The sequence below is a fragment of the Sorangium sp. So ce321 genome (assembly GCF_051530195.1).
Taxonomy (GTDB): domain Bacteria; phylum Myxococcota_A; class Polyangia; order Polyangiales; family Polyangiaceae; genus Sorangium.
This window is the reverse complement of sequence record NZ_CP150329.1, coordinates 3,762,068-3,786,681: the sequence shown is the minus strand read 5'-3', so window position 1 is coordinate 3,786,681 and position 24,614 is coordinate 3,762,068. Positions and strand designations below refer to the sequence as shown.

At 72.6% G+C, this 24,614-nt stretch carries 21 protein-coding genes and 1 tRNA gene; 7 read left to right on the top strand and 15 right to left on the bottom strand.

The features are described from left to right. The first annotated feature begins 4 nt into the window (after positions 1 to 4). From WME89_RS14670 to WME89_RS14655, 4 genes are all read left to right on the top strand, one after another. Complete coding sequence (locus WME89_RS14670; RefSeq protein WP_438009790.1) at positions 5 to 919, top strand: SH3 domain-containing protein; 915 nt, start codon at positions 5 to 7, stop codon at positions 917 to 919. An 89-nt stretch (positions 920 to 1,008) separates the two neighbouring features. Further along, the gene (locus WME89_RS14665; protein WP_438009789.1) at positions 1,009 to 1,812 is read left to right on the top strand and encodes an alpha/beta fold hydrolase; all 804 of its coding nucleotides are present in this window, start codon (positions 1,009 to 1,011) and stop codon (positions 1,810 to 1,812) included. Between the two features lie 95 nt (positions 1,813 to 1,907). Then, positions 1,908 to 2,480, top strand: coding sequence for a hypothetical protein (locus WME89_RS14660; protein ID WP_438009788.1), 573 nt, complete (start codon positions 1,908 to 1,910; stop codon positions 2,478 to 2,480). Between the two features lie 149 nt (positions 2,481 to 2,629). Then, positions 2,630 to 2,965: a hypothetical protein gene (locus tag WME89_RS14655; RefSeq protein WP_438009787.1), complete on the top strand. Its 336-nt coding sequence runs from the start codon at positions 2,630 to 2,632 to the stop codon at positions 2,963 to 2,965. A gap of 284 nt (positions 2,966 to 3,249) precedes the next feature. On the opposite strand, the gene WME89_RS14650 is transcribed toward WME89_RS14655, so the two are convergent. From WME89_RS14650 to WME89_RS14605, 10 genes are all read right to left on the bottom strand, one after another. After that, positions 3,250 to 3,735, bottom strand: coding sequence for a response regulator (locus WME89_RS14650; RefSeq protein WP_438009786.1), 486 nt, complete (start codon positions 3,733 to 3,735; stop codon positions 3,250 to 3,252). Between the two features lie 341 nt (positions 3,736 to 4,076). After that, positions 4,077 to 4,149, bottom strand: a tRNA-Phe gene (locus tag WME89_RS14645). 239 nt (positions 4,150 to 4,388) lie between these two features. Beyond that, entirely contained in the window at positions 4,389 to 5,405 is a 1,017-nt protein-coding gene (locus tag WME89_RS14640; RefSeq protein ID WP_438009785.1) for a hypothetical protein, read from the bottom strand. Between the two features lie 23 nt (positions 5,406 to 5,428). Next, positions 5,429 to 7,429 (bottom strand): M1 family metallopeptidase, encoded by a 2,001-nt coding sequence (locus WME89_RS14635; protein WP_438009784.1) that lies wholly within the window; start codon positions 7,427 to 7,429, stop codon positions 5,429 to 5,431. Positions 7,430 to 7,688: 259 nt separating this feature from the next. Beyond that, a complete protein-coding gene (locus tag WME89_RS14630) occupies positions 7,689 to 9,029 on the bottom strand; it encodes a hypothetical protein (RefSeq protein ID WP_438009783.1) in 1,341 nt (446 codons plus the stop codon). Positions 9,030 to 9,063: 34 nt separating this feature from the next. After that, on the bottom strand, positions 9,064 to 10,893 hold the full coding sequence (gene dnaK / locus WME89_RS14625) for a molecular chaperone DnaK (protein ID WP_437625796.1): 1,830 nt from the start codon (positions 10,891 to 10,893) through the stop codon (positions 9,064 to 9,066). Between the two features lie 291 nt (positions 10,894 to 11,184). Continuing rightward, the gene (locus WME89_RS14620; RefSeq protein WP_438009782.1) at positions 11,185 to 12,879 is read right to left on the bottom strand and encodes a DnaJ domain-containing protein; all 1,695 of its coding nucleotides are present in this window, start codon (positions 12,877 to 12,879) and stop codon (positions 11,185 to 11,187) included. 260 nt (positions 12,880 to 13,139) lie between these two features. Further along, positions 13,140 to 13,745 carry a hypothetical protein gene (locus WME89_RS14615; protein ID WP_438009781.1) on the bottom strand — a complete coding sequence of 202 codons (606 nt, stop codon included), beginning with the start codon at positions 13,743 to 13,745 and terminating at the stop codon, positions 13,140 to 13,142. Further along, positions 13,745 to 14,611, bottom strand: a complete 867-nt coding sequence (locus WME89_RS14610; protein WP_438009780.1) for a hypothetical protein — start codon at positions 14,609 to 14,611, stop codon at positions 13,745 to 13,747. Before WME89_RS14610 ends, WME89_RS14615 begins: the two co-directional genes overlap by 1 nt. Then, positions 14,608 to 15,282, bottom strand: coding sequence for an RNA polymerase sigma factor (locus tag WME89_RS14605; RefSeq protein ID WP_438009779.1), 675 nt, complete (start codon positions 15,280 to 15,282; stop codon positions 14,608 to 14,610). The genes WME89_RS14610 and WME89_RS14605 overlap by 4 nt, the downstream gene beginning before the upstream one ends. Positions 15,283 to 15,627: 345 nt before the next feature. On the opposite strand from WME89_RS14605, the gene WME89_RS14600 reads away from it, so the two are divergent. The 3 genes from WME89_RS14600 to WME89_RS14590 all read left to right on the top strand — a co-directional run bounded on the left by WME89_RS14600 (position 15,628) and on the right by WME89_RS14590 (position 18,859). Next, positions 15,628 to 16,554, top strand: coding sequence for a rhomboid family intramembrane serine protease (locus tag WME89_RS14600; RefSeq protein WP_438009778.1), 927 nt, complete (start codon positions 15,628 to 15,630; stop codon positions 16,552 to 16,554). Between the two features lie 142 nt (positions 16,555 to 16,696). Continuing rightward, positions 16,697 to 17,398 (top strand): PA14 domain-containing protein, encoded by a 702-nt coding sequence (locus WME89_RS14595; RefSeq protein ID WP_438009777.1) that lies wholly within the window; start codon positions 16,697 to 16,699, stop codon positions 17,396 to 17,398. Between the two features lie 147 nt (positions 17,399 to 17,545). After that, the gene (locus tag WME89_RS14590; RefSeq protein ID WP_438009776.1) at positions 17,546 to 18,859 is read left to right on the top strand and encodes a GTP-binding protein; all 1,314 of its coding nucleotides are present in this window, start codon (positions 17,546 to 17,548) and stop codon (positions 18,857 to 18,859) included. Positions 18,860 to 18,887: 28 nt separating this feature from the next. Here the strand turns inward: WME89_RS14590 and rodA are convergent, their stop codons facing one another. The 5 genes from rodA to WME89_RS14565 form a co-directional block, all read right to left on the bottom strand. Further along, positions 18,888 to 20,024, bottom strand: coding sequence for a rod shape-determining protein RodA (gene rodA / locus WME89_RS14585; protein ID WP_438009775.1), 1,137 nt, complete (start codon positions 20,022 to 20,024; stop codon positions 18,888 to 18,890). Beyond that, a complete protein-coding gene (gene mrdA / locus WME89_RS14580; protein WP_437625787.1) occupies positions 20,021 to 21,976 on the bottom strand; it encodes a penicillin-binding protein 2 in 1,956 nt (651 codons plus the stop codon). The genes rodA and mrdA overlap by 4 nt, the downstream gene beginning before the upstream one ends. Further along, a complete protein-coding gene (locus WME89_RS14575; RefSeq protein WP_436617039.1) occupies positions 21,973 to 22,497 on the bottom strand; it encodes a hypothetical protein in 525 nt (174 codons plus the stop codon). Before WME89_RS14575 ends, mrdA begins: the two co-directional genes overlap by 4 nt. 4 nt (positions 22,498 to 22,501) lie before the next feature. Next, positions 22,502 to 23,359, bottom strand: coding sequence for a rod shape-determining protein MreC (gene mreC, locus WME89_RS14570; RefSeq protein WP_438009774.1), 858 nt, complete (start codon positions 23,357 to 23,359; stop codon positions 22,502 to 22,504). A 155-nt stretch (positions 23,360 to 23,514) separates the two neighbouring features. Beyond that, complete coding sequence (locus WME89_RS14565) at positions 23,515 to 24,549, bottom strand: rod shape-determining protein (protein ID WP_276598056.1); 1,035 nt, start codon at positions 24,547 to 24,549, stop codon at positions 23,515 to 23,517. Positions 24,550 to 24,614 lie beyond the last annotated feature (65 nt).

Genomic DNA, 24,614 nt, shown 5'->3' with positions numbered 1-24,614 from the left:
TGGCATGGCGAAGGCGGACATGGCGAAGCGGCAGCGCCCGTTGACGGTCGACATCCCCCGTCCCGGCGATGAGCAGCCGGTCTGGTCGCGGGTCGGGGTGGTCGCGCTCGTGGGGTTCGTCGTCGGCATCGCCTGGCCCAAGCTCGCCGGCGTCCGCATCGGCCCGAGCGTCCCCGGCGACCTCAAGGCGACCGCCGAGACCGCGGCGGCGGCCGCGCCGCCCTCCCCTGCGGCCGCCGCGCCCGGGACCGCGGAGCCCGACGCCAGGCCGCCGGAGGCCGCCGCGAAGGACCAGCAGCAGGTGGTCGTCGGCCCCGGCAGGATCACGCGCTGCTCCGACAAGAAGAACAAGAAGGTCGAGGACTGCGGGGAGCTCCAGTTCGACCCGATCGCGCTGCCCCGGCTGAAGGAGCTCGCCCAGTGTCCGGCGGCGCTCGGGGTCGACGGCAAGCTCCCGATCGGCTTCGAGCTCAACTTCGAGAAGAAGGAGGTGCAGGTCGTCAAGGGCAAGAAGACGACCCTGCCCGCCGCGACGGCCAGCGGCATTCTCCAGTGCGCCGCGCGCGAGTTCTCGAACGTCTCCCTCGAGGAGGTCCCGCACAAGTACCGCCGGTACTCCCTCGTCTACACGGCCACCTTCGTCCCCCCGGGCGCGCAGGCTGAGGCCACGAAGCCCGAGGCGGGCGGCGAGGAGCAGGAGCAGGCCGCCGGCACGACGACGAGCGAGACCGCCGTGAGCGGCCTCGCCACGGTCAGCTGGGATACCGCGCTCGTCCGCGGGGCGCCCAAGGAGGGCGATGTCGTCATGCGCCTCGTGCGCGGGACGCGCGTGAAGCTCGTTGGCCGGCAGAACGACTGGTACAAGATCGAGCACCGGGGGAAGACGGGTTGGATGTACCGCGGCGCGATCGGGCTCTAGCCGACACGACGGCCTCTGCGGGCGCTGCGCCGGGGCGCCGGGGGCGCCGCGCCTGACCAGCCTGGCATGGGTCCTCCAGGAGGTGCTCGATGGCACGGTTCGACCTCGGGGGTTTCGCGCTCTACTACGAGGAGCTCGGGCAGGGTCGCCCGGTCGTGTTCCTGCACGGCGTCTGCATGAGCGGGCGTTTCTTCCACCGCCAGCTCCCGTACTTCTCCGCCGACCACCGCGCCGTCGTGCCCGACCTGCGGGCGCACGGCCGCTCGACCCAGGTGCCGTCCGGCCACACCCTTCCCACGTACGCGCGCGACCTCCGCGCGTTCCTGGAGCGGCTCGCGCTCGACGACGTGGTGCTCGTCGGCTGGTCGATGGGCTGCCTCGTGATCTGGGAGTACGTGAGGCAGTTCGGGACCGCGCGCCTCGCGGCGACCGTCCTCGTCGAGCAGTCCCCCTCCGACTTCAAGTGGCCTGACTGGCCGCTCGGCGCGTTCGACCTCGAGGGGCTGACGGAGGCCATGGAGCAGCTCCAGACGGACCGCGACGCCTTCGCGCACGAGTTCATCTCGCTCATGTTCAAGGCCCCTCCGGCCGAGGCCGACCGCCGGTGGATGTTCGACGAGATCACCCGCCTGCACGAGTCGATCGCCGGGGCGATCCTCTTCGATCAGACCCTGCGGGACTACCGTCCGGTCCTCGGGTCGCTCGCGGTCCCGTCGCTCGTGATCATGGGTCGGGACGAGAAGCTGGTGCCGGTGGCGGCCGGCGAGCACCTCGTTCGCCACCTGCCCGACGCGCGGCTCCTCGTCTTCGAGGGGAGCGGCCACTGCCCCTTCCTCGAGGAGCCGGACCGGTTCAACGAGGAGGTCCACCGGTTCATCCGCTCGCTGCCCTGACGGCGCCGGGCGGCGCTCGCCTCCGGGCGCCGCGATCGCGCGATTGCTGGACCGCGCGCTGTCGCGCGTGGGTTCGCGTAGAATGGTCGGGTCCGATGACGCGCAAGCTCTCGCTCCCCCTGCTCAACCTGGGTCACCCTGCCCGTGCCGCGGCGCCTGCCTCCGCGAAGCCCACGGTCGACGAGGTGCGCGAGCGCCTCGGCGGGCGCGCGTCGACCGAGCCGGGCGTGGGCGAGCTGGTCCTGCTGACCACCTCCGCGGGCGACGCGCTGCCCGGGGTGGTCCTCTTCAGGCGCGGCGCCGCGGTCGACGTGTGGATTGACGCCCCCGGAGAGGCGTCGTCCGTCCAGGACAAAGACAAGCGCCCGCTGTCGACGCGCTCCGTGAGCCACCGAGGCCTGGTTCGCCGCGCTCGCCCTGCGGACATCGCGCCGCTGCGCGTCCCTGCACCGGAGTCGCTCGTGGCCGTCGCCGCGGACGCGCGCGTCTTTGCCGCGCTGAGCGAGGGCCAGCGCATCCGGTTTCAGGACGGGGGCGATCTGGCCGAAGGCACGCTGGTCGAGAAGTGCCGCTTCGGGGGCCTGGTGCAGCGCGACGATGGGGTCATCGTCGGCGTCGGCTTCCGCCGGCTCTGGCCGGCGCAGGCCGAAGGCGCCCCGCGGAACTGACGGAGCTGAGGTGCTATCGCGGACACGCGCGCTGCCTGGCGCGCGCCGCTGGCAGCCCACGTGCGGCTTGTACCTCCTCCGCGAACGCGATAAGAGGGGCAGCGTCATCGTAGCTCGCGCGCCGCGCGTCCAGCTGGAGGATACCGCCCTTGAAGCTCGTCCCCTCGTTCACGGTCGCCCTCGCGCTCGCCCTGCTCGCGGGCTGTGGGCCCTCGCTCTCGGGTCTGTGCGAAGACAAGTGCGAATGCACGGGATCTTGCAGCGACAGAGACGAGGTGGATTGTATCGACAACCTCGAGGACGCCGAGAGGTCCGCGGAGTACGAAGGCTGCGAGGACCAGTTCGACGAGGCCATCTCCTGCATCGACGACGAGTTCGTTTGCGACAGCGATGGCGTCGACATCGGCGGGTGTAGCCGGCCGCTCGAGAACCTGCGTGAATGCGCCGGACTGGACGTGAGCGCCGCCGTCTACACCCAGTTCTGACGGCCCAGCGCCGGCGCCGCGCGGCGCGCCTGGCGGTCCGCGTAGCCTCCGCGAGCCAGCGTGTCACGGCTCAGCGTCCGAGGTGGGCTGCCCTGCCGGGCGCGCGTCCTGCCCGATGAGGCGCGCTTGCCGCTCGACGCGCGCAGATGCGTCGCCGCAGCGCCTGTGGTCCTGTCTGCAAAGCCCTGGCGGGCGGGAGATCTGCTCCTCCCCGTGGAGGTCCTGTGCGATCGAGAGGGGTGGCCAGAGAGGCCCCGGTCGCGCGCCCGGGCGGCCCAGAGGGGCTATTCGCCGAGGTGGGTGCGGACCTTCATGAGCAGCGTGTCGCTGTCAAAAGGCTTGATCAGGTAGTCGGTGCACCCGTTGGCAAAACCGATCTTGATGCTCGTCTGATCGCTCCTCGTCGTCATCATGATGATCGGCACGGTCTTCGTCGCGTCGAACGCGCGGAGCCACCGACAGGCCTGGAAGCCGTCCATCGCCGGCATGACGACGTCCATCAGGATGAGATCGGGGCGCTCCGCCACCGCCTTGGCGATGGCCTCCTTGCCATTGCGCGCGATGACGATGTCGTAGACGTCCACGCCGAGCGTCAGCTGTTGCGACAACAGCGAAGTCAGCGAATCGTCGACGACCAGGATCTTCTTCTTTCGAACTGCGACGCTGGGCTGGCTATTTGGCGCGGACGGCCGGCTCCGCGGCGCCGAGTCGGAAGCGGAGGCCGTTTCCGGAGAGCTCTTTCGCGAGGAGTCGACACGACGATCGGCCATGAGGGAGCCTCCATGAGGAGGCGCCTTTCCCTGGGGCGCCTCCGGAGTGTTCAGGTTGCAACGAGTGGTCCCCCCGTCACCTTACCAGGATCGCTACCGCACCGGAACCAAGTTCCACTGTCACCCGATGTGGCCAAACCCGCGAAAGTACTCCTGAACAGGCTGTCGCGTCCTCGCCGTCCTCACCGCCCTCGCCGCCGCGCCAGCCGCTGAGGCCGCCTGACGAAACGCGGAGTCGCCCTGGAGCGCACAACGAGCTCAGGATCGGACCAGACGGAAGCTCACGCACAAATGCGGGCGGAGCGGCTGCGTCTGCTCGCCGGTACAAGAAAGAAGGGTAGTGCCCAGGGACGGAATCGAACCGCCCACACGAGGATTTTCAATCCTCTGCTCTACCAACTGAGCTACCTGGGCTTGCTGCGGGCCCCGCGCTTACGCCGGAGCGTCGGTCACGGGCGGGCTACGTTACGCGGATGCGGCGCCATGTCAAGCGATTCTGCGTCGCGCTCGTCACGTGCCCTGGATCCGGGCTCCGGAGGCCGCGGTTGCCGGGGCCTCGGCCTCCCCGGGCGCTCCGTCTCGGGCTCTCGGGCTCTCGGGCCCCCCTCGCCTCCCGCCTCCCCCGCTGCGCGTCCGGCTCAGGCCGGGAGCGGTCAGTGGGCGTCCGCGGCGTCCGCGGCGTCCGCGGCGTCCGCGGCGTCCGCGGCGTCCGCGGCGTCGGGAGCGTCCAGCGTCGCGCGCGGCTCGGGCTCCTGCCGGGGCGCGGCGCGGTCGGAGAGCCGCAGGGCGGCGGCCAGCCACGAGGCGCGCAGGTAGGCGGCGGCGGCGAGCGCCACGAGCTGCGCGGCGAACGCGGCGGCGACGCGCGGGCCCGCGCCGGCGCCGGCGAGGTGGACGCCCCACGCCCCGCAGGCGAGCGCGGCGGCCGCGAGGGCGCCGCGGTAAGCCCAGGCCCAGGCCGCCGCGAGCGGCGCGGCCTGGAGCGTGGCGAGCCCCCTCGACGCGGCGGCGTAGAAGCCGCGCTGCTCGTCGACGAGGGCGACCCGGGCGAGGTCGTGGAGCAAACCGATGGCCGCGACCGGCACCAGCGCGGCCCCGGCGACGACGACCGCCGCGAGGTCGCGGCTGCGCGGCAGGACCAGCAGCTCTGCGCAGAGCTTCATCCCCGGGAGCAGGACGAGCCCGGCGGCGGCGACCTGCGCCGCGAGCGCGGCGCCCCAGAGCAGCGCCAGCGGGCCGAGGGCGCGCGCCGCGCGGCCCCCTACGGCCTGCGCCGAGAGCGGCCCCTCCTGGCTCAGCGCGGCGAGCAGCACCGCGAGCGGCACCAGCCCGAGCGCGGCGGCGATCAGGGCGCCGGCGCCGAGCTGCGCCGCGAGGGCAGCGGCGGCGATCGCGGCGAGGCGCCCGAGCTCGATGAGCATCAGCGCGCCAGGGTCGAAGAGGATCGCGTCGCCGCGCGGGTGGTCGCCGACGACCTGGGCCGCGAGGACGGACAGCGGGGTGGCGATGAGCACCGAGGCGAGCGCCCGGTGACCGAAGTAGAGCGCGACGGCGCCGAGCCGCTCGTACGCGGCGGGGCGCCGCGGGGCAGGCGCGGCGGGGCGCCGCGGGGCAGGCCATGTGCGCGGCGGCTCGGCTTCCGCGGCCGACGCCGGCGGGCCTTGAGCCATCGCGCCCTCCTCCGCCGGCTCGCTCATGGCCCGAGGAGCGTGAGCGCGAGCCCCACGCCGAAGCTGGCGCGCGAGAGCACGGCGGGCGCGAGGAGGTCGCGGCTCGCGCGGCGCGCGTTGTTCGCGAGGTCCCCGTCGAGCAGGACCCGGTGGTCGGGATCGATCGCGACGGCGGCGAGCGGCGAGGCGCCGGCGTACGGGATCCTGGCGACGCTCTCGCGCGCCTGCCACCGCGCCCGCTGCACGCTGCCGTCCTCGCCGTGCAGCGCGACGTCGACAGGGAGCACGAGCGAGCCGCGGCGCCGCACGACGGCGTGGCCGCGGTAGGCCGCCGCCTCGCGGCCGCCCTCGCCGGGGGCGGCCGCTTCGCCATCCGCGGGCCACGACTGGAACGTGTCGACCGTGTAGTCGACCCACGCGCGCTCGAAGATCCCGGCGCGGAGCGCCTCGGCCGCCTCGTCGCCCACCTCGCGGCGCACTGCGTCGAGCAGCGCCTCGGGGCCGGGGTGCCGGAAGCGGTTCTCGCGCGCGTAGCGACCGATGGCGCGGCGCACGAGGTCCTCGCCGTACGCGCCCCCGAGGCTCGCGAGGAGCACCGCGGGCCTCGTGTACACGAGCGCGGCGTAGTCCCGCCCGTCGATGAAGTCCGACGCCGGCTGCGCGATGGCGCCGTTGTGGCCCGACGCGATCGCGTCGGCGCGGAACTGGGCCATGAGGTCGATCTCGAGCCCGAGCAGCCGCGCCCCCGAGCTGTCGCCGTAGCGCGCGCGCAGCGCGTCGGCCTCGGCGTAGGTGGTGAGGCCCTCGTCGAGGAACGGGTAGCGGTGCTCGTTGGTCGCGACGAGGCCATAGAACCACTGGTGCGCGAGCTCGTGCATCGTGACCGACTCGACGAAGCGCACGCCCAGCGCGGGCCAAAGCCAGCTGCCGCCGGTCGTGATCAGCGTCGGGTACTCCATCCCGCCAGCCTCCTCGGCTCCCTCGGGCGGGTGCACGATCGTGAGCGTGCCGTACGGGTAGCGCCCGAACGCGGCGCCGAGGTGCGACAGGCCGAACCGGACCAGGTCGACCTCGAGCGCCGCCTCGCGCTCGCTTCCCGCGGGGAACAGGCACCGGATCGCGACGCCGTCGTCGGTCGTGGCGCGCAGCTCGCGGAAGCGGTCCCACGCAGCGAACGCGAAGTCGTGCACGTCCTCCTGCACGAACCGGCGGACCGCCCGCCCGTCGCGCCGCTGCTCCTCCGCGAGCCGGCCGGTGGCCCCGACAGCGAAGCCCTCCGGGACGTCGATGGTCACGTCGTACGCCCCGAAGTCCGCGTAGAACTCCGAGAGCCGGAGGTAGGGGAAGTGCGCCCAGGTCCCGTCGGGCTCGAGGCGAGCGACCTTCGGGAACCACTGCCCCACCATGTGGAAGCTGCCGTAGTGGCCGGTCCTGAGCGCGAGCGAGGGGAGGTGCGCGTCCCACGCGAGGTCGATCGTGATCGCATCGCCGGGCGCGACCGGCTGCGGCAGGTCCACGCGGATGTCGGTCTCGTCGTCGGGGTCGCCGGGCGTCGTGGGCTTCCCCGGGGGCCACACGTCCGCGCCTCCCATCTCGCGCACGGCGAAGCGCTTCACCTGGATATGGCCGTGATCGTGGAGGCTCTCGCTCCCGCGAAAGCCGTCGACCGACGCGCGGAGGAAGGCGGTGCGCTGGTCCTTGAAGCCGTTCAGGTAGAGGTGGACGAACAGCTCGCGCTGCGGCGCGCGCGAGGCGTTCCGCCAGACCAGCGTCCCCTCGCCGCGCATCGTGTGCTGCGTGGGATCGAGGCTCGCTCGCAGCGTGTAGCTCGCGATCGGGTCGGGGCGCGCCGGCAGCTCGGCGTCGGGAGAGGGCGCCGGTGCCGCGGGCGTAGGCGCCGCGCGGGCGGCCGGCGGCGGTTGCGCCAGGGCGGCGAGCTCGATCGTGGAGAGGAGCGACGCGCCCATGCGGCCGGCGAGCAGCGCGAGCAGGAGACCGACGGCGGCCTGGAGAGCCGTGCGCACCTGTGCAACCTAGCGAGCCAGGGCCATCGCGGAAAGCCACGTCCGGGGGCGCGGCGGCCCGGCCGGCACGATTCGCGGCGATCGGCGCTGCTCGCGCGGCGATCGCCGCTGGGTCAGGCGATGCCAGCGGCGACCGCGAAGCGGACGCCGGGGTTCGGGGCGGAGCCCCGAGGAAACAAAGCCAGGGCCGCCCGCGCGAAGCCGCCGCGAAGCGGCGCAGCGGTCCGGCCATCCATGGCCGGACTGCTGGCGGGCGGAGCTAGGCGCCGCAGACGACCCCCTCCTGCACGAGCTCGTACAGGATCCGCAGCGCCTCGAGCGTCTGCATGCCCGACACGTCGAGGATCTCGTCGATCGAGCTGTAGCCGTCGATGCACGAGAGCAGGAAGCCCGCCCGGTGATCGAGGTTCAGCGAGCGGAGCTGGTCCGGCGACACCGCGAGGCGGAGCACGCGCGAGCCATCGCCAAGGCGCGACTGGTACATCTGCCGCAGCGTCTCGACGCAGCTGTCGGCGTACTGCCGCGCCATCCAGTCCTTCGGGTTCTCCTCGAGCAGGCCCTCTGCGAGGACGAGCGCACCGCCGAAGTCGCCCTGATCGAACCGGTGCTGCATCTGCTCCCGCGGCCCCGGGGCGCTCAGCTGGGGCTGGGTCGTGCGGGAGTGAACGCTCCTGTCGACCTTCGCGGCGGACGCCGGCGCGCGCTGCGTCTCGAAGGGGCGCGGGGCGCGCGGTCCGCCCTGCGTGTCGCCCGAGACCCGGTACGACGTGGAGCCGGCGAGCGCGCCCGTCCCGCCGCGGAACGCGGGCTCGTCGTCCTCCACGATCAGGCCGTAGCGGAGCGTGCCGGGCGGCGGCGTGATCGGCTGCTCGTCCAGGGGAAGGCCCGGCTCCTCGAAGCCGAGCCCGAGGTCGAGGCGGAAATCGATGCCGACGGGATCGCCGTCGTCCGGACCGAGCGCGCGGCCCCGCGCGACCGGGGGCGCGCGGAAGTCGCGCGTGTCGACCGGAGCGCCTCCGAAGACGTCGATCTCGCCGAAGCCGTGCGGGTAAGGTTCGCCTGGCTCGCGCAGGAGCTCGTCGTCGAGGTCCGACCCGAGCTCGCGCTCGACGTCGACGAGCGACCCGAACCCCATCCGCCCGCCCGGCCGCGACGGGACCCCCGGCTCGTCGCACTCCAGGCCGAGCTGCGAGGAGGCCTCGCGGAGGGGCGAGCCGTGCTTGCCGGAGAAGCTGCTGCCGGGCGGCGGCTCCCAGGGGATGGTCCGCCGCGCCGGCGGGGGCGGGTACCCCTCCGGAGGGCCCTCGGATGGACGCGCCCGCTGGGCGGTGATCTCGGAGCTCGAATGAGAGCGACGGGTCATCATCTTTGCCACGTACTCGCTGACCGGGATCGGCGGCGGAAGGGTGATCTTGCCCTCGTCGTCCGGCGGCAGGGGCATCCCGGAAGGCGGGGTCGCCATGCGGGATGAGCTCTGCTCCTCGCGCGCGAGCCCGACGCGCGCGAGGAGCTCCTTCGAGGCGACCGGCTGGGTGTCCTCGAGCTCGTCCACCTCGTCGTGCCCCCAGGAGGCGTCGAGGGTCTTGGAGTCAGGCGGCACCGACCGCATTGTCTTCCCTCATCGCGGCCACGCTTCACCCCTGCGGCCGGGCTACGACACCCTTGAACATCCGGTGGGTGCGCGAGAGCGCCTCCATCTGCTCCTTCACCGCGGCCGCGTCGCGGCGGCCGATCGCCTGGCGCGAGCGGTCCACGATCCCGCGCGCCTTGCCGATGGCGTCGCGGCCGAAGTCGCTCGAGGCCACGATCTGCTCGACCTGCGGGAACATGCGCTCGATCTCGGCGATGAGCTTCTCGGCCTCCTGCCGGACGCCCTCGAACTGGTCGCTCGTGCGGCGATCGACGAGGTACTCCTTCGCGGCCTCCATCATCTCGCCGACCTCTTCCTTCGTGAGGCCGCTCGAGGCGGTGACCTGGATCGACTGCTGCTGGCCCGTCTCGAGATCCTTCGCGCTCACGGAGACGATGCCGTCGCTGTTGATCTCGAACGTCACCTCGATCTCGACCTGGCCCTTCGGGGCGCGGCGCAGGCCCGTGAGGATGAACTCGCCGAGCAGCTCGTTGTCCGTCGCCTTCTGGTGCTCGCCCTGCATGACCAGGATCTTCACCGCAGTCTGGTTGTCGCGGCTCGTCGTGAAGATCTTCGACCGGCTCGTGGGCACGGTCGTGTTCTGCGGGATGAGCTCCTCGAAGTTCGACCCGAAGGTCATGATGCCGAGCGCGTGCGGCGTGACGTCGAGCAGGATCATCTGCTTCGTCTCGTCGACGAGCGCGGCCCCCTGGACCGCCGCGCCGAGCGCGACCACCTCGTCGGGGTGCACCCCCTTGCACGGTTCGCGCTCGAAGAAGTCGCGCACGGCCTCCTGCACCCGGGGCATGCGCGTCATGCCGCCGACGAGCACGACGTCCTCGATCTCGTCGCGCTCGAGCCGCGCGTCCTCGAGCGTCTGGCTGCAGATCTCGATGCACCGCTCGACGAGGTCCTCGCACAGCCCCTCGAGCTCGGCCCGAGAGAGCGTGCGCTGGAGGTGGAGCGCCTCGTTCCGCGCGCTCGAGATGATGAAGGGCAGGTTGATCTCGGTCTCCAGCACGCTGGAGAGCTCGCACTTCGCCTTCTCGGCCGCGTCCTTGAGCCGCTGGAGCGCCATCCTGTCCTGCCGCAGGTCCACGTCGTGCTGCTCCTTGAAGCCCTGCACCAGCCAGTCGATGACGCGCGCGTCGAAATCCTCGCCGCCGAGGAACGTGTCGCCCGCGGTGGCGATGACCTTGAAGACGCCGCCCGCGCCGATCTCGAGCACCGAGATGTCGAACGTGCCGCCGCCGAGGTCGAACACGGCGATCGTCTTCTCGACGTTCTTGCCGAACCCGTAGGCGAGCGCCGCCGCCGTCGGCTCGTTGACGATGCGGATGACGTCGAGCCCCGCGATCTGCCCCGCGTCCTTCGTCGCCTGCCGCTGGTTGTCGTTGAAATAGGCAGGGACGGTGATCACCGCCTTCGAGATCGGCTCGTTGAGGTAGTCCTCGGCGAACAGCTTCATCTCCTGGAGGACCATCGCGCTGATCTCGGGGACCGAGTACGTCTTGTCGCGCAGCTGGATGCGGACGTCCCCGTGCGGCCCCTCGACGATCTTGTACGAGGCGGTCAGGATCGCGTTCTTCACCTGCGGGGACGACCACTTGCGGCCGATCAGCCGCTTCGCGGCGTAGACCGTATTCTCGGCGTTGGTGATCGCCTGCCGCTTCGCGATGTGCCCGCAGAGCCGCTTGCCGGCCTCGGTGATCGCGACCATGGACGGCGTCGTCTTGTACCCACCGCGATTCGGGATGACGGTCGGGACGCCCTCCTCGACGATGGCAACGCACGAGTTCGTGGTGCCAAGGTCAATGCCGATGACACGCTCCATCGATGCCGCTGCTCCTCTTGTGATCTTCGGCCCGAACGGCCGCCGAGGTCACGATGCTAGAACGTTTCGCGGAGCCGAGCGGGCCAATCGTGCGCGGCCCTTGCGGAAGTCGACGCGTGCGGCCTGCCCTGTCCGGCGCGGCAGCGCCCCGGTGGGACCAAGCGACCGCGAGGCACGGGCGCGGAGGCGCCAGCGCGATGGGCTCGCGGTGGCAGAGCTTCGTCCCGCGTGAATCCGCGCGGCTCGCCTAGAGCGCTGCCACTGCCCCGGCAGGATGCATGACGAGCGGCACTAGACTTGCTTCCCGTGTCGCTTGACCTGCTCGCGCGCCTGCGCGACGAGGCCGCGCAGCCTGGCGTCGTTGCCTGCCAGCTCGGTGGCGCGATCGAGCTCACCGCTCGCGCTCTTCGCGAGCCCAGCGGCCGAGTACGCCAGCGCGAGCGTGAGCCGGTACTCCACGGAGGCGGGCACGAGCTCGACCGCCCGCCGCGCGAACTCCACCGCGCGCCGCGTGTTCTCTCCTGACTGCAGCGTCGCATAGGCGGCCCGCTCGTGCGCGCCGGCGTCGTCGGGACGACCGTTGCACACCTTCGCGTAGCTCAGCGCCGCGTCGAACCAGCGCCCGGTCTGCGCCTCGTAGTTGGCCTGCTTGAGGTAGCCTTCCGCGAGCGTCGCCGCGGCGAGGCGCTGCACGTCGGCCGACACCTTCTGGAGCTCGGGGTCGTCCGGCGCGAGCGACGCGGCGATCCGGTAGGCGTTGGCCGCGCCCGCGTAGTCGTTCCGCTCCAGCGCGACCCGGGCCGCCTCGGAGTGCCGGGCGATCTGGTTCCGGAGCGCCTCGCTGCGCGCGTTGTCGTACCGCGCCTTGAGCACCTCGACGGCGCGCATCGACTCCGGCGAGCGGACCGCGCCCGGGCCCTTCGGCATCGTCACCGCGGCCGCCACGCCCGCCGCCACGGACGCCGCGGGGGACGCCGCGACCGGCGCCGGCGCGGAGGGCGCGCCCGCCGGGGCGCGCCGCAGGCCCGCGGTGAGCTTGCGCGCGAACGTCTCCCGCCGGTCCTTGGCGATCGGCGCGCTCGACGCGCTCGACGCGCTCGGTGCAGGCGCGACCGGCGCGGTCCCCGCTGCGGACCGCGCCGCCGCGGGCGCGACCGGCGTCGTCACCGCCGCAGGCGCGACCGGCGCGGTCGCCGCCGCGTGCCGCGCCGCTGCGCCGCCGCCATCCACCGCGCTCCGCTCGTGGGACGGCGGCGCCGGCGCGGCTGCGCGGGCGGAGGACGCAGCCGCCACCTGGACTTCGGGCGGTCGATCGGACGAGTAGCGCCCGGGGGACGCGGCCACGTCGCGCGGATCGGCGAAGGCGGCGCGCACCGTGGCGTCGACGGCGGTGGTGATCGTGGCGATGTCGCGCGGCGCCTGCTCGATCAGCGCCGCCATCGCCCGGTTCTTGTGGGTCTGCTCGAGGTACGCGTCGTACTCGGCGCGCCGTTGCCTCGACGTCAGCGTGTCGTGCGCCAGCGTGATGCGCGTGAAGATCGCCTCGATCTTCTGCTTGTACGAGCCGAGCTGCTTGCGGAAGTAGGTGTCCGGGTGGAACTCGGGCGCGAGCAGGTAATAGGCGCTCTTGATCTGCTTCTTGTCCGCCTGATCCGAGACGCCGAGCAGCGCGTAATAACTGAGGTCCTCGAGCCGGTAGTAGAGGTCGAGGATCCGCCGCTTCCGCTCGGAGGTGAGCTCGACCGGCTCGTCGAGCTCGGCAGGATCGTAGAGCGGCAGGGATTCGACCTGCTGGAGCGCGTCCCGACCGAGCGGGATCGGCTCGCCCCCGGACCCCATCGACTTCTCCGGATCGGCCGCGGCCCCGCGCCGCCCCGCCTCGGAAGCGCCGCGCGGCGACCCCTGGCCAGGGCCCTCGCCGTCCAGAACAATCGCGCCGAAGTCGCGCAGGCGCCGCAGCGCCTCCACGGTGTCGCCGTGCGACATGCCTGTGATCAAGGACAGATCCCGATCGGTCAGGACGCCATCGACCCGGGAAAGGAGGAACGCCTCCGCCGGTTTCAGCGGGAGCGATTTGAGATCGTACCCGGGTTTCGGCCTTGGAACGCGCAACATCATCGGGTCGGGCAGCGGCCCCTCGCGACGAGTCTAACGAGGAACGCGCGCCCGTCGCAATTGGAGACGCAAGCAGAGACGCAACAGAGACTCGAGGCCACGGCGGGCCCGCGCTTCCGCGGGCGCGCGCCTCAGCGCGGCTTTTCCGGGGCGCCCTTGAGGGCCTCGGTGATAACCTGGTCCTGGACCGAGATCGCCTGCTCCAGGAGGCCGAGCGCGCGCTTCCGGGCCTGGGCCGCCGCGTCGCGATCGCCCTGCCCTTCCAGCGCCTTCGCGCGGCGCTCCTCGACCACGCCCGCCACCTCGTAAAGGTGGCCCTGGTAGTGAGACGGCGCGGGCGCCAGCTTGAGCCCCGCCTCGACGTCGCGCGCCGCGGCGTCGAACTCGCCGGCCTCGCTCCGGAGCTCCGCCAGCCGGGCATAGGTGTCCGCCGTCACCTCGGCGACCTCGGGCGGCGCGCCGGGCGGCCGCGGCGCGGCGATGATCCCCTCGAGGGCGCGGATCGCGGCGGCGCGATCATCCGCGCCGAGCGCCACGTCGGCGGCGTGGTGCCCCGCGCGCGACCTGGAGAGAAAGGCGAGCAGCGTCGGATCGACGACCTGCGCCGGGGCGCACGCGCACGCCGCGTCCCCCGGGGCGCCGGCGGCGCGCGCCGGCTCGTCGTCGCCGCGCGCACACCCGAGGTGCGCCGCCGCGAGGAGCCCCAGGCAGGCGGCGGCGATGCGCGCTCGCTGCATCAGCGCACCCCCCACGCCGCGTAGCGGTTCTGGCGCAGATCGGACGCCCGCGCGGCGGCGATGCGATCGATCCGCTCCGTCTGGCCGCCCTCCCTGGGGAACGGCGCGGCCGGATCGAAGAGCGCCGCGGTCGAGCGCGCCTCGATCAGCGGGGGCAGCGGCGCGGCCGCCACGGCCGCCGCGCCCGGCGCCGCGGGCGCGCGCGCGACGAAGGCGCGCTCTTCCCTGAGCTCGCCGAAGATCAGCGCCGCGGCCGCCGCGGCCGCCGCGAGGGTCGACAGCGCCGCCATCGTGACCGGCGCGATGCGGCGGGCGCGCGGCGCGGGCGCGGCGCGGAGGGCCGCCTCGATGAGCGTGCGGCTCCGGAGCTCCGGGAGCGGCGCCGGGCGCCACGCAGCCCGGAGCGCGGCGGCGAGCTCCGCGAGCTCGTCGCGCGCGTCGTGCGCGTCATGCCCGCCACGCGCCCCCTCGCCTCCCGGACCGCCGCCGCGCCCCGGCTCGCGCTGGCCGAGGCCACCTGGCTGGAGCGCGTCCCGCAGGCGCTCGGCGGCGCGCTGCTCGGCCCTGGTCGGCGGCGCGTCCTCGTCGCCGAGCGCGCGCGCGAGCAGCGCCTCGTGATCTGCCCGGTCGAGCCCGGCAGGTCGGGCCGCCGCCCTGAGCGCGGCGGCGAGCGGGACCTCGCCCTGATCGAGCGCCTCGGCGAGCTCGCGCGCCGCGCGCAGCTCGTCGTCGGACGCGGGCGCGAGCGGATCCGCCTCCGGCGCGACGAGCGCGAGCCGCCGGCCGCGATCCGCGCCGGCGCGGCGATCCGGGGCCTCGTCTCCGGCCGGCGAGGGGCGCGATTCCGGGGGCAGCCGCGGCTTCATCGCGACCTTTCCTTGAGCTCCGTGCGCGGCGCGGCAACCCCTGCGGCGAGCGCCTTCTTCAGCGCGGTCATGGCGCGGTGCAGGACGACATCGAACGTCGCCACGCTCACCCCGAGCGCGACGGCCACCTCGTCGCGGGGCCGCTCCTCGAGGACCCGGAGCCGGATCGCCTCCGCGTAGCGCGGGTTGAGGCGCCCGAGCGCGTCCTCGACGCGCGCCCGCGCATCGGCGAGGTCGCGCTTCTCGCAGAGCTCGACCTCGCCGCGCGCGGTGAGGTCGGTCTCGGCGGCATCGATCTCGCGCTGCAGGTCCTCGGGCTCGAAGAGCGCCTCGCGGCGGCGCGCGCGGAGCATGTCGAGCGCGATGCGCAGCGCGATCACGCGGAGCCAGGGGTAGATGCCGCAGCTCTGCCACTGGAACTGGGAGAACCGCTCGACAACGCGCGCGTACGTCTCGGCCAGAGCGTCCTGCGCGGCCGCGTCGGAGCCGAGGCGGGGCAGCAGCACCGAGCGGTACAGCGCGGGCCCGTACCGGCGGAGCAGCTGGCCGAGCGCGGCGCGATCGCCCTGCGCGGCGCGATCGCACTGCAGGCGCTCCGCCTCCAGATCCGGCCTCGCTGCTGCCACCGCCGTCACGGCCGCGACGATACCCGGACGTGGAGAGGATCGCACCGGTGTCCGCCTCTCGACCCGGGCGGGGCCGCGCGCCCGGCGGCACCGGTCCACGAGCGCGGGCGCGCCGCCGCGCTGCGCGCCGCCGCGCTGCGCGCCGCCGCGCTGCGCGCCGCCGCGAGCACGCCAGGGGGCGGCGAGGACCGGGTGCGGGAGGGCTGCCGCATTCACACCTCGACAACGGCCCAAAGCCGTGGACCTTACGGCCAGGAGCCGCCACATTGTGCCGGCCTCGACGGCGTGCCTCCGCCGTGAGTCCGCCGTGAAAGGAGCCCTCGTGTCCGTCGATACAACCATCAGGTACCGCGCGCGCCTCGCTGCTGGGCGGCGGGTCGGGCTCGCCCTGTGACGGCGGGACCGCCCGGCGAGCGTGGGCGCTCGCTTCACTGCGCGCGCTGCGGCGCCCTCAACGGCAGCGATTTCGACCGCTGCATCCGCTGCGGCGCGCCGCTCCTCCTGCCCTCTCCCCACGCGCCGCCCGCGCGAGGGCTCCTCGACGGGCGGAGCCTGCTCGCGACCAAGATCCTGGCCGGGCTCACGTCGTTCGTGTTCGTGGGGCAGCTGATGGCGGCGCACGGCCGCGGCCTCGGCCTGCTCTCGGCGTGGGACACGCCGAGCTACATCCGCTTCGGCGCGCTCTTCCTCGTGCCGGGCGCCTCGTTCGAGCCGCTCCGGCTGCTCTCTGCGGTCTTCGTCCACATGGGCGTCCTCCACTTCGGCATGAACATGATGACGCTCGGCATGCTCGCCCGCGCCGCGGAGCCCGCCGTCGGCTCGGCGCGGTTCGCGATCGCCTACGTCGTCACGGGCCTGTTCGGCTTCGGCGCCAGCGCGGCCTGGAACCTGCTCGTGCAGCCCGAGGTCGTGTGCACCGCGGGCGCGAGCGGGGCGATCTTCGGCGTGATGGGCCTCCTGCTCGGCTGGCTGGTCCGCCGCCGCGACCCGCGCTGGAAGGACCTCGCGCTCCAGGCCGTCTTCTACATCGTCCTCTTCGGCTTCGTGGTGAACGCGTCGAACACCGGCATCCGCATCAACAACGCCGCGCACATCGGCGGCCTGATCAGCGGCGCGCTGCTCGGGCTGAGCTACGCGGGCCCGGCGCGGCGCCGGTACGAGGGTGTGGTGAACGCGGGCGCGCTCGCCTGCGTGATCGCCTGCGTGGCCGCGCTCGCCCTCGCCCAGCGCTCGCCGCTCTGGCGCGCCGCCGCGTCGCTCGAGGGGCTCTCGCAGCTGGAGATCCACGGGCGCGAAGGGCGCCTCGAGCCGCGCTGAGGCCGGGGCCGGCGGGCTCGCGCCCCGGCGGGCTCGCCCGGTGACGCGACGCTGATTGCCGCGCCCTGCTCGAACGTCTAAGCGCCATCCTCGCATTCACGTGGGGGCGGGCCCGTCCGTCCGTTCCCTCTCAGGAGACGTCATGGTCCGAACCTCATCGCGCATCGCCTCGTGCGTGCTCGCCGCGTCCCTCCTCGGCGGCTGCCATGTCACCATCCAGAGCGGCAACACGCCGGCCGAGACCTCGCCGCCGCCCCCACCCCCCGCCAAGACCGCCTCGAAGTCGCGCAAGCCGGCGAAGCCCGATCCCGAGCCGACGCGCCGCAAGCCCGCGAAGTGGCGCCTGCCCGCTAGCAACGCGCCGCGCATCACCGCCACGAACGTGTTCGGCAACGGGGAGGCCGGCGCCTTCCGGGGGCTCGCGTACGTGATCCCCGAGAACAGCAAGAAGCTCCCGAGCTTCGACGGGCTCGTGCCTTTCGCGATGCTGTTCACGGACAAGTTCGAGGTGAAGTCGCAGGATTTCTCCGGCGGCTTCCCCGGCGCGCTCACGCAGAACGAGTGGTTCGCCATCCGCTTCGAGGGCGAGTTCAAGGTGCCGAAGGAGGGCGTGTACCAGCTCCGGCTCACCTCGGACGACGGCGCGATCCTCTACGTCGACGACAAGCGCGTGGTCGCGAACGATGGTGTCCACAGCGCGAAGACCGCGGACGGCGAGGCCCAGCTCACCGAGGGGACGCACCGCCTGCGGCTCGACTACTTCCAGGCAGCGCGGGGCCAGGTCGCGCTCATGCTTCAGATCGGCCAGAAGGAAAAGTTCGAGCCGCTCGTCGGGATCCGCTGACGAGGGGCGGCGCCCGGAGCCCGGAGCCCGGGTCGGACCTCCCGGCGCGGCGCGCGGCGCGTTTCTGACGAGCCCGCGCCAGTCCGCGCGAGCCCGCGCACGCTCCGGCGCCCCCGATCCCCTTTTCGTGTATCGTCGCCGCCGCCCATGGCGTCGGTGAACCCACTGTCGCGCGAGCTCGTCTTCAAGATCGTCTATTACGGGCCCGGTCTGGGCGGCAAGACGACGACGCTGGAATACCTGCACGCCACGGCCAAGCCGGAGTACCGCGGCAAGCTCGTCTCCCTGGCGACGCCGGTCGATCGAACGCTCTACTTCGACTTCCTGCCGGTCCGGCTCCCGCAGCTGCGCGGGATGAACGTGCGGCTCCAGCTCTTCACGGTGCCGGGGCAGGTCTACTTCAACGCGACCCGCAAGCTGGTGCTCACGGGCGCCGACGGCATCGTGTTCGTGAGCGACTCGCAAGCCGTCCGGGCCGACGCAAACATGGAAAGTCTGGAAAACCTGCGCGATAACCTCGCCGAGCAGGGGCGGCAGCTGCAGCAGATCCCGCTCGTCTTCCAGCACAACAAGCGGGATCTGCCCGATCTCCTCTCGCTGGAGGACCTCGACGCGATGATGAACCCGTTCCGCGCCTCCTCGCTGGCCACCTCGGCGAAGACAGGGCTCGGCATCTACGAGGGGCTGGAGGAGATCAGCGCCGCCGTCCTGCGCGCGTTCGAGAGCCGCCTGCCCGACGCGATGGGCGGCGGGCTCGGCGGGTTCGACGCCATCGAGGGCGGGCTCGTCACCGCCCTGCGCGACGCGTCGCCGCCGCCGTCGGCGTCGCTCGAGGCGGTGATCTCGCGCGTCGCGCCGCCCAGCCGGCCGTGGTCGACGATGCCGCCCAACTCGACGATCGGCGACCCGAGCGAGGGCGAGGCCGGCGCGACCGCGCCGCCGAGCCGCGAGGCCGCGCAGCGCAGCGCCGGGGGGCCGCGCAGCGCTGGCGTCCGGGAGCCGGCCAGCCGCGACATCCCGTCGTCGCTGCGGCTCGCCGCCCGGAGGCTGGCGGCGTCGGCGGAGGCCCCGGCGACCGCGCGCGCCGACGGGCCCTCCGCGGCGACGAGGCACCTCGCCCAGCCGGGCCTTTCGTTCGTCGCGCTCTGGCCGACCGCAGCGCGCGAGGCGGTCGCGGAGATCGAGGCGGCCATCGCCGCGGAGCGGTACGCCGTGGCGGTCGCGCGCTGCGACGCGCTCGTCACCGGGATCTTCGAGCGTGCCGCGGAGCTCGCGGGCGCGAGGGAGGCGTCGCGTGACCCCGCGACGGTGCCGGCGCTGCTCGGGCTGGACGGGCGCCGTTACCTCGGGTTTCGCGCCGCGGTCCGGCGAGCGCACGCCGGCGGCGAGGTCACCGAGCGCGACGCGCTCAAGGCGTTCGCCTTCGTCATCGACGCGCGCCTCGCAGAGAGCGCGATCTGACACGGCGAGGGCACGCGCCCCTCCGCGATCACAGCCGATCGAGCGAGGCCACGCCGGAGTAGCGGCGCATCGACACGCTCATGAGGAGCGCGATCGCGACCATCACCGTGGTCACGCTCGAGCCGCCGTAGGAGAACAGGGGCAGCGTGACCCCGACGACCGGGAGCACGCCCGACGTCATCCCGAGGTTGATGACCGCGTGCCAGAAGATGATCGCCGCGCAGCCGACGCCGAGCACCGCGCCGAAGCGATCCTTGGCCATCGAGGCGATGCGGATCCCCCACACGACCAGGAACGCGTACAGGCACACGAGGACCACGCACCCGATGAACCCCCACTCCTCGGCGAAGACGGGGAACGGGAAGTCCGTGAACTGGTCCGGCAAGAAGAGGAACTGGTTCTGGGTGCCCCTCAGGTACCCGTTGCCGAGCAGACCGCCGTTGCCGATCGCCACGCGCGAGTGGTGGGCGTGCCAGCCGCGGTGCAGGAGGTCCTCCTCGGGGTGGAGGAACACGAGCACTCGGGCGCGCTGGTAGTCGAGCAGCACGTACTCCCAGATGATCGGCACCGCGATGACGATCGACACGACGAACAGCGCGGCGCTCCGCCAGCGCACCCGCGTCACGGCCGCGATCGTGAGGAAGACGAACACGAGGATGAGCGCCGTCCCGAGATCGGGCTGCTTGAGCACGAGGAGCGCAGGCACCGCGGTCAGCGCGGCGGGGATCGCCAGGTCGCGCAGGGTGCGGCCCTCGTTGCGCGGGTCGTCGTGCAGGTACTTCGCCAGCGCGATGACCAGGAACACCTTCATGAACTCGCTGGGCTGGAAGCGGAACGCGCCGAACTCGATCCACCGCGCGGAGCCGCGCACATCGCGCGCGAGCACGAACACGAGCGCCAGCGAGAAGACGCCGAACGTGTAGAGCACGTAGCCGAGGCGCTCCAGGTGCCGATAGTCGAGCGCGATCAGCACGCCGCCGATGATGCCGCCCATGAAGAGCCAGTAGACCTGGCTGATGTAGAGCTCCGCGCGCGCCCCGGAGTAGACGCTCGTGGCGCTGTAGAGGTTGACGACGCCGAGCACCGCGATCGACACCGCGGCGATGAAGAGGGGCCAGTCGAAATGGTCGCGATCGCGCGATGAGAGAGAGTCGCCCCGGATCATGGCGTGCGCCCCGACGCAGCGGGCGCGCGGCCCGCGCTGCTCTTGCCCGCGCGCGGCCCCTCGCTCGGGCCGCCGCGCCGCTCCTTCGCGAGCTCCTGGTAGGCGCGGACGACCTCGAAGGCGACCGGCGCCGCGTGCTTGCCGCCGGTGCCGCCGTGCTCGACGAGCACGACCACGGCGACCTCGGGCGAGCGGGTCGGCGCGTAGCCGGCGAACCACGCGTGCTCGCGGTTGAAGTACCAGACCCGCTCGGCCTCGACCCCGCGGGTGAGCCGGTGCGAGACCTGCGCGGTCCCGGTCTTGCCGGCCATCTCGACGCCGGCGACGCGCGCCCTGAACGCCGTGCCGCCCTCCTCGTTCACGCCGGCGACCATCGCCTTGTGCACGAGGGTGAGGTTCTCCGGGCGGATGTCGATCTGGCGGCGCACGCGCGGCGTGAACTCCTGCACCACCGTACCGGCGCTCGTCTCGACGGCCCGCACGATCTGCGGCTGGTAGAGCGTGCCCCCGTTCGCGAGCGCCGCGTACGCGAGCGCCAGCTGGAGCACGGTGACCGTCGTCGCGCCCTGGCCGATCGCCGCGTTCAGGCCGAAGCCGAGGCGGAACTGGCCCTTGTTCCGGAGCGTCATCCACGCCCTCGTCGGCATCCTGCCGCCCGCCTCGGCGTTGATGCCGAGCCCCGTCCGCGCGCCGAGCCCGTAGCGCTGGCCCATCTCGGCGATGACGTCCATGCCGACGCCGTACTCCGCCGCGAGCCGGTAGAAGTAGACGTTGCACGACTCGGCGATCGCCTTCTGCATGGCGACCGGCCCGTGCACGTGCGTGCACCGGAAGGTGCGCTTGCCGAACGTCAGGGCGCCCCGGCACCGCGACGACTGACGAGGATCGATGAGCCCCTTCTCGAGCGCCGCCAGGGCGGTGAACGGCTTGAACGTCGAGCCGGGCGGGTACGCCCCGGAGAGCGTCTTGTCGAGCGCGGGCTTCAGCGGATCGGAGTAGAGCCGCCGGAAGGCGTCGCGGATGACCTGCTTTCCCGAGCCGCCCGAGAGGGCGTTCGGGTTGTAACCCGGCTTCGAGTAGAGCCCGAGGATCCGCCCGGTGCGCACGTCGATGACCGCGACGCCGCCGGCGAGCTCGCCGCGCATCGCCTTGTCGATCGCCTTCTGGATGTCGGCGTCGAGGGTGAGCCGAAGATCGCGCCCGGGGATCGGGTCGACGCGCCGCGGCTCCTCGATGATCCCGTCGCCGCCCGTCCGGCGCCGCCCCTTGGCGTCGACGAGCACCTTCTCCCAGCCGCGCGTGCCGCGGAGGTAGCTCTCCCAGGCGCGCTCGATGCCGGTGACGCCGATGCGATCGCCCTCGATGTAGCCGACGCTCCGGAGCGACGCGAGCCGCTCGGCGTCCACCTCGGCCATGTAGCCGAGGACGTGCGAGCCGACCTCCTCGTACGGGTAGTAGCGCACCGGGACCGGCACCACGTCGACCCCCGGCAGCTCGGCGTCGTGCGTCGCCAGCGTCGCCACCGCGTCGCGCGAGATGTCCTCCTTCAGCAGGATCTGCTGGCTCTTGCGCGGGCCCTCGTCGGCGCGGATCGCCGTGATGAGCGCCTCCAGCCTGGCGCGCTCCTCGATGCCGACGCCGAGGTACTCGACGAGCTTCGGCCAGGTCGTCTCCATGTCGAGGCGCCGCGGGACGACGTACACGTTGTACGAGGGCCGGCTCGCCGCGAGCACCTTGCCGTTCTTGTCCCGGATGATGCCGCGCGTGGTCGCGAGCGTCACCCGCCGCACGATGTTCTCCCGCGCGATGGCCTTGTTCTCGTCCGCCTCGAGGATCTGGAGGTAGAACAGGCGCCCGATCAGCACCATGAAGCCGACGACCATGCCGAGCGCGATCCACCGGAAGCGCCGGCGGAATTCGCTCACGTCGGAGCGCTGGACGAGCAGGCTCACCGCGGGCTCTCCCCTGGCCGCGGGACGTTGATCGTCGCCTGGTGGACGCGCTCGGCCAGCCGGAAGACGAACGGCGCGAAGATCGCCGTCGAGACCGCGTGGGGCGCGACGAGCAAGGCGAGCGCGCGGGGGCGCGCCGCGTCGCCCCCGAAGATGGCGGTGAGGATCACGATGAGCACCCCCTCGACGAGGCCGAAGACGAAGGCCAGCGCGATCTTCGTGAGCAGCGTCTGCGCGGCGAGCCGCACGCCCGCCGCCCGCGACACCACGAAGGTCGCGACGGTGATGAAGGTGAACAGGCCGACCGGCGCGCCGGCGAAGAGATCGAGCAGGTAGCCGAGCAGGAACGCGAGCGCCGCGCCGCGCGCGATCGAGTACTCGTGCACTCCCATGAACACGACGAGCGGCAGGAGCAGGCTCGGCGTGGAGCCCGGGATGTTCAGCTTGCCGATGAGCCGGAACAGGTTCGACTGCAGGATCAGCAGGGCGGCCCCCATGGCCAGGAACGCGGAGTTTCTCATCGCGTCACCTGCGCTGCGCCTGCGGCGGCGTCTCCTCCGCCGGCGTCGTCGTCACGATGAGCACCTCCTCCAGCCGGGAGAAGTCGACGGCCGGCGCGACGTACACCTGCTGGTAGATGCCGAAGTCGCGGCGGACGACCTGCGTCACGGTCCCGACCGGGATGCCCTTCGGGAAGCGCCGGCCGACGCCGCTCGTCACGAGGAGGTCGCCGACCTCGATCTCGTCGGTGCGCTGCACGTACTCCACGCTGCACGAGTACTTGCTCTCGTCGCCCGTGCCGCGCACGAAGCCGCGCGCGCCGGTGCGCTCGACGACCACGTCGACGCCGCTGCCCCCGTCGACGACGAGCCGCACGTCCACGGTGTCGCCCGCGCTCTTCAACGTCGTGCCGACCACGCCGTCCGCGGAGAGGACCGGCAGGTTCGAGCCGATGTCCCGCGCCTCGCGGTCGAGCGTGACGCGCACCACGCGGAAGAAGTCGTTGGTGCTCTTGCCGACGACCTGGGCGCTCACCACGTCGGTGCGGAGGCTCTCGCGCAGATCGAGCAGCCGGCGCAGGCGCCGGTTCTCGTCCTCGAGCGCCTCGAGCTTGCGCACGCGCTCGCGCAGGCGAGCGATCTGGGAGGCCTGCCTGGCGTTGTCCTCCTTGACGTCGACCAGGTAGATGTAGTCGCCCCAGAGGTTCGAGATGCCGCGCGCCAGCGTCGCGGCCGCGTACTGGATCGGCGCGGCGATGCCGATGATGATCCGGTCGGCCCCCGTGTTCTGCTTGGGGTCGCGCATGCTGGCGCGCAGGAACCAGAACGGCACCGCGAGCGCCAGCAGCACGATCACGAAGTCGCGGTAGCGTTTCAGGTTCACCGATGGCTCCCGGACTCAGGTAGTACGAGGCGCCTCGCGAGGCCACCCCTGTCAACGCATCGCGCGGCGCCCGCGAAAGGGGCGCACGCCGCGCGCCGTGCCCCGGCAGACAGAGCCCCGCCGGCGTGCTCACGGGCGGGGAATACAACGAAAGATCAGCTGATCGTGACCTCTTTCAAGAGCTCGAGGTGATCCAGCGCCTTGCCGCTGCCGAGCACCACGGCGCTGATCGGGTCGTCGCACACCATCACGGGCAGCCCCGTCTCCTCGCGGAGGAGCACGTCGAGGTTCTTGAGGAGCGAGCCGCCGCCGGTGAGCACGATGCCCTTGTCGACGATGTCGGCCGCGAGCTCCGGCGGCGTGCGCTCCAGGGCGATGAGCACCGCGTCCACGATCGCGTTCGTCGGCTCGCTCAGGGAGTCACGGATCTCGTCGGAGTTGACCACGACCGTCTTGGGGATGCCCGCGACCATGTCGCGCCCCTTGACCTCCATCGTGAGCTGCTGCTCGAGCGGGTACGCGTTGCCGATCGTGATCTTGATGCGCTCCGCGGTCTGCTCGCCGATGGCCATGTTGTACTTGCGCTTCATGTAGGCCATGATCGACTCGTCCATCTTGTCGCCGCCGACGCGCACGCTCTGCGAATAGACGATGCCGGCGAGGGAGATCACGGCGACCTCGGTCGTGCCGCCGCCGATGTCGACGACCATGTTGCCGCTCGGCTCGGTGATCGGCAGCCCGGCGCCGATGGCGGCCGCCATGGGCTCCTCGATGAGGTAGACCTCGCGCGCGCCGGCGCCCTCGGCGCTCTCCTTCACCGCCCGCTTCTCCACCTCGGTGATGCCGAACGGGACGCAGATGATGATGCGCGGCTTGACGAGCGTGCGGCGGTTGTGCGCGCGCGCGATGAAGTAGCGGAGCATCGCCTCGGTGATCTCGAAGTCGGCGATGACGCCGTCGCGCAGCGGGCGGACCGCCTGGATGTTGCCCGGGGTGCGCCCGAGCATCTCCTTCGCCTCGCGGCCGACGGCGAGCACCTTCTTGCCGCCGCGAGCATCGCGCTGGACGGCGACCACCGAAGGCTCGCACGACACGATCCCCTTGCCCTTCACGTAGATGAGGGTGGTGGCGGTGCCGAGATCGATCGCGAGATCGTTCGAGAACAGGCCATAGAGCCAGTCGAAGATCATCGCTTCGTCCTAGAGATGAACAAGGTTAAGCCGAGCACCGTGAGGGCGCGGACGCCTGACCCGAG